The sequence below is a fragment of the Bacillus sp. SG-1 genome, from assembly GCF_000181495.1.
In the GTDB taxonomy this organism is placed as follows: Bacteria; Bacillota; Bacilli; order Bacillales; family Bacillaceae_B; genus Rossellomorea.
Window position 1 is genome coordinate 1 of sequence record NZ_ABCF01000097.1, and the last position, 8274, is coordinate 8274.

Here is an 8274-nt window from a genome sequence, read left to right on the forward strand (position 1 = left end):
TTAGTCACATAGTAACCTCCACCAAGACCATATTGTCCTCCATATAGGTTATCGTAACGATAGACCCTATATTGTTCACCCGGCCATAGGATTCTTTCAAACTTTAACCCCTCATCCGTTCTCTTCCATAGGTTTATAGGCTTAACTATCTCCAGCTTTCCTATCTGTCCATCAACCATTAGTAATCCATCCCAATACACTTTGGGTTTTGTGACAGACTCTGTCGTAATAGCAGCTTCTGAAGAACTGCTTGATACCTTTTCAGAATAACGTCTTGCTCCCAGATAACGGTCTTTCCAATAATAATCTTGCAACCCGGATACCACCACACCACTATCGCTGGCATGAATAAATTCATTATCCCCTAAATAAATTCCCGCATGAGATGGTCCCGGTTTATATGTAGAAAAAAAGACAAGATCTCCTTTTTCCAACTCGCTCGTATTCACAGCAGTTCCAGAATTATATTGATCAGCTGAAGTTCTTGGTAAATCAACCCCATAATTTGAATAAACATAGGTGACAAACCCCGAACAATCAAAACCGCTTGGTGTAGTCCCACCCCAGCTGTATGGAGTACCTACAAATTGCTTACTATAATCTTCTATATCAACAGTACCTGAAGCTGCACTAACCGAACTAATATTTCCACCAACAAACAGCAACATACCTGCCACAATACCTATTTTCAACCTCTTAAAAAAATTCATTTTTTCCCCCTATGAAATATCTTTAAACATATTTTCTATACATAATTCTACATTTTATATGAAAATAATACTATTAACATAAGATTAAAATTCCTCAGTTTTTTTACAAAATTATTACAAAGATAACCGAATGGTGTCAGATTCCATTGAAAGCTTTGTGTGTTTTGCTAGTATGTATTCCTGTGAATAAGTATGTATAATGTTGTATACGACGAATTTTTATTCAATAAAAAAAGAAAATCGGTTTACGATTTTCTTAAGAATAGTCCGGCCAATTTTTTTGTTGGTGGTCCCCCTTAACTTTTTCTATAGTTCGGTATTGGAAAGGTAATAACTTAGAATGATCTAAGAGCTCCTCAGTTAATTCGAACGGAATTAATGAAAACGAATCACTATCCTCTGTAATGAAGTAAACTCCCATAATTTTACCTTCTTCCTTAACGGAAATAGTTAAGAATGCCGGATAATAAGTTTCTTCATTAGAAAGTAGGATTGCTTTTGCTGTAATTACCCCTTCTCCTTCATCTTCTATATCAGGGTTCTCTATCTTCTCCAAAATTTTAATTGCCCAACCCTGCTTTTTATAATTCCCTTTAATATTCGGAGATTTCCCTATTAGATCCTTAGGAAAGTCATTTTTATCTTTTCTCTCATCTAATCTGTTGTTAGAATTCGCCAAGCTATAAACCTCCTTGAATATTTAGAATATGCAGATTCATTAAAAAATTAAACCACTTTCTATAATAATATAAAAGCAGGAAATAGTCAAAAGATGTCATAAAAACAGGAAAAAGGACCGGCGAATTTCGTCGGTCCCTTTTTTTCCAGGTATTTATTCTCTTATTTTTTATTACCAGTTCCACGAACCCCAAGTTGTTGTTTGTGGTGCTGATTTGGAAATTTTCACCTTACCAACAGTTTTGTCAGCAGATTGCCCAACCACTTGGAATTTCAATCCATAGTTAGGAACATTACGACCTGCATCAACCATACCATTGTTAAGATAATTTTTACTGTCATCAAATGTAGGTACTGGAGCTTCACTACGTTTTCTTAAGTAGTCACCATTTATATTAGTGTAGTTCAAGAACTCATTATTAGTGTAGTCTAGAGAGAATGCAGCATCATCAACCTGATATCTTGTGGCAGCTACTGAACGGTTGCTCCAAGAAGCAATACTCTGATGAGCATCTACTACTCCTACAAAGCCTTCTCCCGGATGATTACCTGTCCAGTTCTCACTATATTGTTTATCCACATACCATACTACTAACCCTTTATCAAATACCATCAGACTTTCACCACGACGGATGTTAGCTAGACCCTTATCTACTCCGTTATGGCTTCTCCATTCAAGAAGATAGTAATGTTCAGAGCGTTTAATTCCATCACTTTTTGTAAACCCATCCAGCTCAAACTTTGCAGACCCTTCTGCGTCATCAAACAATACTTGATATCCATCCACTTTCACAGAGAGGTCATCTACATACATACCAGGGTTCGAAACGGCAGCATCTGTTACATACTCAATCGCAACTTCTACTTCTTGACCTTTGTACGCAGATAAATCAAATGATACATTTTTCCAACCATTTGAAGAACCGGTAATTCCATTACCTAAGTTAGATCCATGTGGATCAGTGTTCGTAGTAATAGCACCAGGAATTGGACTTCCATTAACCGTTACATACGCATAATCCCAATCCGTTTCAATGTCATACCATGTGGCAAAGTTGAATTCAGCGGTAGTAGCATTAGTTAGATCGACACGAGCAGATAGGATAGTGTGCATATCGTCTTCACTACCAGAGAAATACTCATGTTTACCACTATAAGGTTTATTTATTACCGTTTCTTTGCCAGGAAGATCTACCTTAATTACATCATTATTTGTTCCTTTTGTATTAGCTTCATCAAGAAGCAAGGTTGTCCCACTTGCAGTGATATCTTTTTCATTAAGTGTAGTTCCAGTTAACCAGTTACCCTTAGTTCCCTTGCTATCTACAACTGCACTTTCTTGAAGCATCTCTTTCATATATGGACTGAATCCTGTCGGCATTGTACCAGGGATTGCACCAGCCCAGCTTCCACTTGACATGATAGACCAATAACTTACAGGTTCTCCACTTCCAGTATACTGAGTATCATATTCATCAGGAAGGCCTAAGTCATGGCCAAATTCGTGAGCCATAACACCCACAGCACCATCTTCCGGCTCAATTGTGTAGTCATATGCATACATAGTACCTACACCCCAGTAATCAACCTCTGGTTTAGCCGAACCTGCGATTGGAAAAACCCCACCTAAATTCCAACGGTGAGACCAGATAGCATCAGAACCTAGTGATCCACCACCTGCCTCTTCACCAACACCTGAATGGATAACCATTAAATGATCAACAAGCCCATCTGGCTCAAGGTAGTTACCGTCTCCATCAAGGTCGTATCTATCCCATTGGTCATAATCAGCAAGATTTACATTAGGGTCGGCCGCAGCCATATTCAAAGCCTCTTTAACTAATCCACGTGCATTAACATCACTACCATCAGGAGTAGGATAGTTTCCACCATACGCTGCAGCTGGTTTGCTGGCTGTATACCAACCTGCAACATCTCCTTCTACTGAATAACTTCCGCCAGATTGTTGTTCATAGTATTGCTTCATGGAAACATAAGTTTTGCCATCTGGACCAGTCCAACCGCCAGTCCCGAATAGCATGTCCTGATAGTGTGCTTGAGAGTATGCATTTTCGTCATCATAGTACATATCAGTTTCTGAAGGTGTCAAAGTGTTATGTGGCTTGTCTGGATAATCTACTAATAGTACTAGAACCTTGTCTGTTCTTTTCTGCCCATTCCATGCTTCTTGTTTTACAGAAGGAATTGTGGAACCTGAGAACGCTTGCTGTGTTTTCCCTTTTTCAATACCCGCTGAACTATTGAGTTGCCCCTCTGAAGAAGGAATCAGTTCTAGGTTCGTGCTTTCTTCCTCATGTACAGCTAATTCTGCAGCTTTAGATTTTTGTTTTAAGAACGAATTTAATGCTTGTTCAGCCTGTGCAGTAGTTGCGTTTTTGGCTATTTTTCCTTCTTCTTTTAACATAGCAATCAAGCGGTCCGTATTTGCTATACCTAAATCAAAGGGGCCTGAGTGTGAATGATCATGCTTTTCAGGATGAACAGTTCCAGAACCAGCTTGGCTTACATTTGCAGCTAGACTTGCCGGCCCAAATGTTGAAAGAGCTAAAGAAGCTGTTAACACACTTGTACCTAGGATTTTTTTCCAGTGCATGCATTTTCCTCCTTAGTAAATAAAAAGATAGTATAATTCTAATATTTATAAATATCTAATTTGTCAGATAACTAACTGTAAAATTCAGGCTCCAAACTACCTCTCGGTTTGGAGCCTGAACATTATTAATTACTATTTTGCTAGTTAATTAGTTAACTTTGTTATTAATGTCACCACGGATATCGAATACCAGGCCAGAGTTAGCACCTACGAAACCTGCAGTAGAAGTTACATAGATGTCAGAAGATAGACTGATTCTTCCGTCGTCGCCTGCACTGTTATGAACATCCAGATCGCTTCCGATTGTGAATGTTACTGTGCGGTTATCAGGAGACATTGCAGAAGTTACGTTTGTAACTCCATCGTTACCTGCATCAGAAACAGCTTCAGTAACATCTAGAACCACATTGTTTCCAGCTGCATCAACAAGAGTGATAGCTTTAGCAGAAGCCAGAGCATCATTAGCCGAAGCAAATGTTAGAGATACTTTATCTGCAGAGCTTAACTTTCCGTCTCCATCAACATCTGTGAAGTTAACAGCAGAAAGATCAATTAAGTGTGCAAACGCAGTGCTTACTGCAGCTTGGTATCCAGCAGTATTTAAGTCAGCATCTCCTACAAAGCGGTGAGCAGCATCTTTATCACCAGGTACCCATGCATGGCCAGCATCGTCGCTAATTCCAGAAGCATTAGTGATTGCGAATGGTACAGAAAGTTTATTAACTCCACCAGTTACAGTATTTTCTAGATCACCAGTGATTTTAACTTGTAGCTTGTTACCAGTTACTGTGAAAGTAGCATTTTTACCATTTGTAATTGAAGACACAGTTCCATCAGTGTCTGTTACTTGTAGTGTAGCGTTGCTAGCTACAGCACTTAATGTATCATCAAATTCAAGAGTGAATACATCACCTTGGTTTAAGATACCGTCAAGCGTATTATCAGCACTTGTATCAGTTAATGCGTTTCCAACTAATACAGGAGCAGCTAAATCAGCTTTTACTGGAGGGGTGACAGCGTTTGATGTTGCTTTTACACCCTCACCATAGAATTGACCGTAACCATCAGCATCTACTGCATAAACAGTATAAGTTACTGAATGAGATGAAGAGAAGTTTCCAAGACCAGTATCTACGAACTCACCCTTAGCAGATTGAAGGATTGGAGTGTTAAAAGTAGTTTGGTCTACAACTGCACCTGTTGCAGATTTAACAGTACGTTCTACCATGTAACCTTCAACATTGAAGTTTCCAACTTTATCGAAAGTAACTATAGCATTAGAACCACTCACTACTGCTTTTAGGTTAGAAACAGCTCCAATTTTATCTTCCTGGATTGAGTGAATTGTAACACCTTGTGAATCAGTGTTATAAGTAAAGTCCACTAAGTCTCCTTCACTTAAATGAGCTTCAAATTGAGAACGTGTAAGTCCACCGTCAACTGTAGCTCCAACTTCTAGATAGCGGTAGCGATCATTATTATCGAACTTAGCTAAAACGTCACCATAGCTATCACCATCTAAATCAAGAGTGTACCAGCCTTCAGCTTTATTAACTTCCACTACAGTGCCTTGTTTGTAAGCATCAATACCAGCTTCTTTCGGCAACCATTTAGCAACTGCACCAACAGCTACACCTTCAGTTGGTTTGTTTTCTACAGAAAGGCTGATTTCATCATCATTTCCGTTATCTACAAACATGACTGGAACTGCAGTTACAGCTTTAGTGGCTTTAACAGTAAATGTAACTGTTCCAGAAGCACCTGTACTGAAGTGATCTACTTCATTACCAGCAGCGTTAATACCAGTAGAGAGGCCGTTCACTGAGTTAATACGGGCATCACTGTGTGACACTTGTAAGTCTGCAAAGTTGTCAGCAGGTGTAGAATCGGCGAACACTACAGTTCCATCTGCACTAACTGATACAGCAGAAGGGTCCACTAATTTGATGTCAACAGCTGCATTTTTAGCAACAGTTCCATCTGCATTACGAGCAGTTAATGTGTATTCTACTTCATCACCTACAGTTACAACTTTCACATCTGCAGAAGGTACGCTTGGCGCCGGGGAAGGATTAACAGAGATAGGATCTCCTTTTAATGCTTCGTAACCAGTTTCAAGGGAATTCAACTCAGCAGTTAAGTCTGATTTCAAAGAAGAATCAGAAACGTTTGGTAACCAAGCAGTTACATTTGCATAACGTTTGTTAGCCTCAGTTAAATCATCGCTTGAAATCGCAGCTGCCAAACGGTTTAATTCGATTTTTACACTCACTGGGTAAAGTGCTTCATCAAGAAGACCTTCAGCAGGAGCTTTGTAAGTGTCAAGGATAGCATCACGAGTAGATTTACCATATACACGATATAGGAGTACCGCTTGTTTGCGGATCTCTTCAGTTAATGTGTGGTATGCACCTACAGTATCGTTAGAGATACCAGCTTCTAATTCACTTTCAAGCGCTGCTGCTTTTTCTTCGATTTTCTTACCAGAAGTAACAGCATCGATAAATGCAACCGCACGGTTGATGTGAAGGTTTACATCAGCATCAAGGCGCGCTTGAAGAACATATTTTTGTGTTCCGCTTAGGCTTTTTACAGCTGCAGCAGCTTTATCGCGAGCATCTTTTGTAGCATTGAAAACTTCCATATTAGGGTAGTCAACAGTTGCAGATCCTTCAACTGAGATTGCCCATTTAAGAGCACCTGCTAATTGTTCTGCATCTTTAACTAATGACTCTGCTTGAGAAGAAGTTGCTGCTTGAGCTGGGTTTGCAGCAACAAACGCAGCAGCTGCAATAGCAGATGATGTTGCAACTTTGAATGCTTTTTTCTTATTCATTTAAAAATATTCCCCTTTCATTATTATCAATAAGTTATATGTGAATTAGCAAAGGGACCAATCTAAAAAGATTACTAGTTCGGAGTTATGTAGAATAACAAACTAAAAACCCTTTACTAACTTCAACCAAAATAAAAATCTTATAAAATACTATTTATGTAAAATATGGGTTGTTGTTCTATGTTTACCAACTAATCCCTTAACTATAGTGCTATTATAATACATATTTTTACTCATTACTAGTTAAAAAATTGATTTTTTAAAATAAATTTACAATTTAAACAACTTTTTTGACAAATTACGTAATTAAGTAATATAATATTTCCATATTACTAGCACTTTTACCAAATTTTATTTAAACATACTAAAATAATACCATATTTATGAAGGGTGTAAAGGAAAAATTACCTACAATTTGTAAATTATTATAAATAATAGAAATATCATACATTACACCTGCAGTTTACTAATTCCAAATAAAGGGTGTTATTGCTCTGTGCAGATTCTATTAACTAAGGACTTATGGATTATTTCTTTAGGTTTATTAACATTGGGTCACCATTGGGCAAGACCTTTAGTACCACTTGATAATTTTATACGTTTCAGAAAGGGCGTGTATATCAGAATGGAAATATTGAGATCGGTCCGTAATTACAACCTGCAAACCAATAAAGATGCTTTTGCTGATCAAATAACCAAGAGACAAACTTTCAAACAATACCTTGAAACGACTACTCACACCCATCAAAGTCAAATTTCCAGAATGCCTGCTAGAGACGATACTGTTATTAAAAGAGTGGATTTACACACTCCTTTTCAGCGCTATGTAAATGGCGAATATTCTTCTCCTATTAAACTTTCCCTAACAAAGTTTTCAGTTTTAGAAATTGAATTAAAAAAAGGCTGACACCTCTAAGGTGACAGCCTTCCTATAACTTCTTAAAAATATATTTACTTTCCAAAAAATAACCCCTTGTAAAGAAAGGTTATCTTCCTATTACTAATGTCTCTTGTTTCATGGTCAGGAAACTATACTTCCTGATTTTCTAATAAGAGTGTTGTAAACAATTGTAGGAATTCTGAGTAGCTGGATCCGCCGCCAAATGTATTGATTGCTCCTATTACATTAGCTTGACCCTCTTCCGAAAGTTGAGTGAATGACTTATACATAACGCTGCTTTGATAATCAGTAGACAGTTTTGCATTAATGATAACTGCCTCTTCTTCGGTTAACTGGAATTGACCCATCATTAATGATTCTAATCCCGTTAAGAATAAGTCTGTACGATACCCTGGGTTGATTACTTCCAGCTGACTCTCATTTTGCATTACAACATTTATTACATTCCCAATAAAGTCGTCTATAGTACCTGTACCTTCGTCTGCTTTCTCCAAAGCATGCTGGAATGCAAGACGTACATTCACACTTGCATTGA

General features: G+C 38.0%; 6 protein-coding genes. 1 reads left to right on the forward strand and 5 read right to left on the reverse strand.

Annotated features, from left to right (window positions below; translation table 11 throughout):
• The 4 genes from BSG1_RS19915 to BSG1_RS18015 all read right to left on the reverse strand — a co-directional run.
• The coding region (locus BSG1_RS19915; protein ID WP_006838642.1) for a C40 family peptidase at positions 1-710 on the reverse strand (710 nt) is incomplete at its 3' end.
• A 256-nt stretch (positions 711-966) separates the two neighbouring features.
• On the reverse strand, positions 967-1389 hold the full coding sequence (locus BSG1_RS18005) for a hypothetical protein (RefSeq protein ID WP_006838643.1): 423 nt from the start codon (positions 1387-1389) through the stop codon (positions 967-969).
• A gap of 171 nt (positions 1390-1560) precedes the next feature.
• On the reverse strand, positions 1561-4002 hold the full coding sequence (locus BSG1_RS18010; protein ID WP_006838644.1) for an immune inhibitor A domain-containing protein: 2442 nt from the start codon (positions 4000-4002) through the stop codon (positions 1561-1563).
• Positions 4003-4150: 148 nt separating this feature from the next.
• Positions 4151-6838, reverse strand: coding sequence for a hypothetical protein (locus tag BSG1_RS18015; protein ID WP_006838645.1), 2688 nt, complete (start codon positions 6836-6838; stop codon positions 4151-4153).
• A gap of 496 nt (positions 6839-7334) precedes the next feature.
• Here BSG1_RS18015 and BSG1_RS18020 point away from each other — a divergent pair, with 496 nt between their 5' ends.
• Positions 7335-7745: a hypothetical protein gene (locus tag BSG1_RS18020; RefSeq protein WP_006838646.1), complete on the forward strand. Its 411-nt coding sequence runs from the start codon at positions 7335-7337 to the stop codon at positions 7743-7745.
• A gap of 122 nt (positions 7746-7867) precedes the next feature.
• Here BSG1_RS18020 and BSG1_RS21185 read toward each other — a convergent pair.
• A partial coding sequence (locus tag BSG1_RS21185) for a hypothetical protein (protein ID WP_006838647.1) occupies positions 7868-8274 on the reverse strand: 407 nt, incomplete at its 5' end.

What these genes read in the sequence shown, in the direction of transcription:
- BSG1_RS18010 (WP_006838644.1), bottom strand. Translation starts at nt 4,002, where the DNA reads ATGCACTGGAAAAAAATCCTAGGTACAAGTGTGTTAACAGCTTCTTTA.
- BSG1_RS18015 (WP_006838645.1), bottom strand. Translation starts at nt 6,838, where the DNA reads ATGAATAAGAAAAAAGCATTCAAAGTTGCAACATCATCTGCTATTGCA.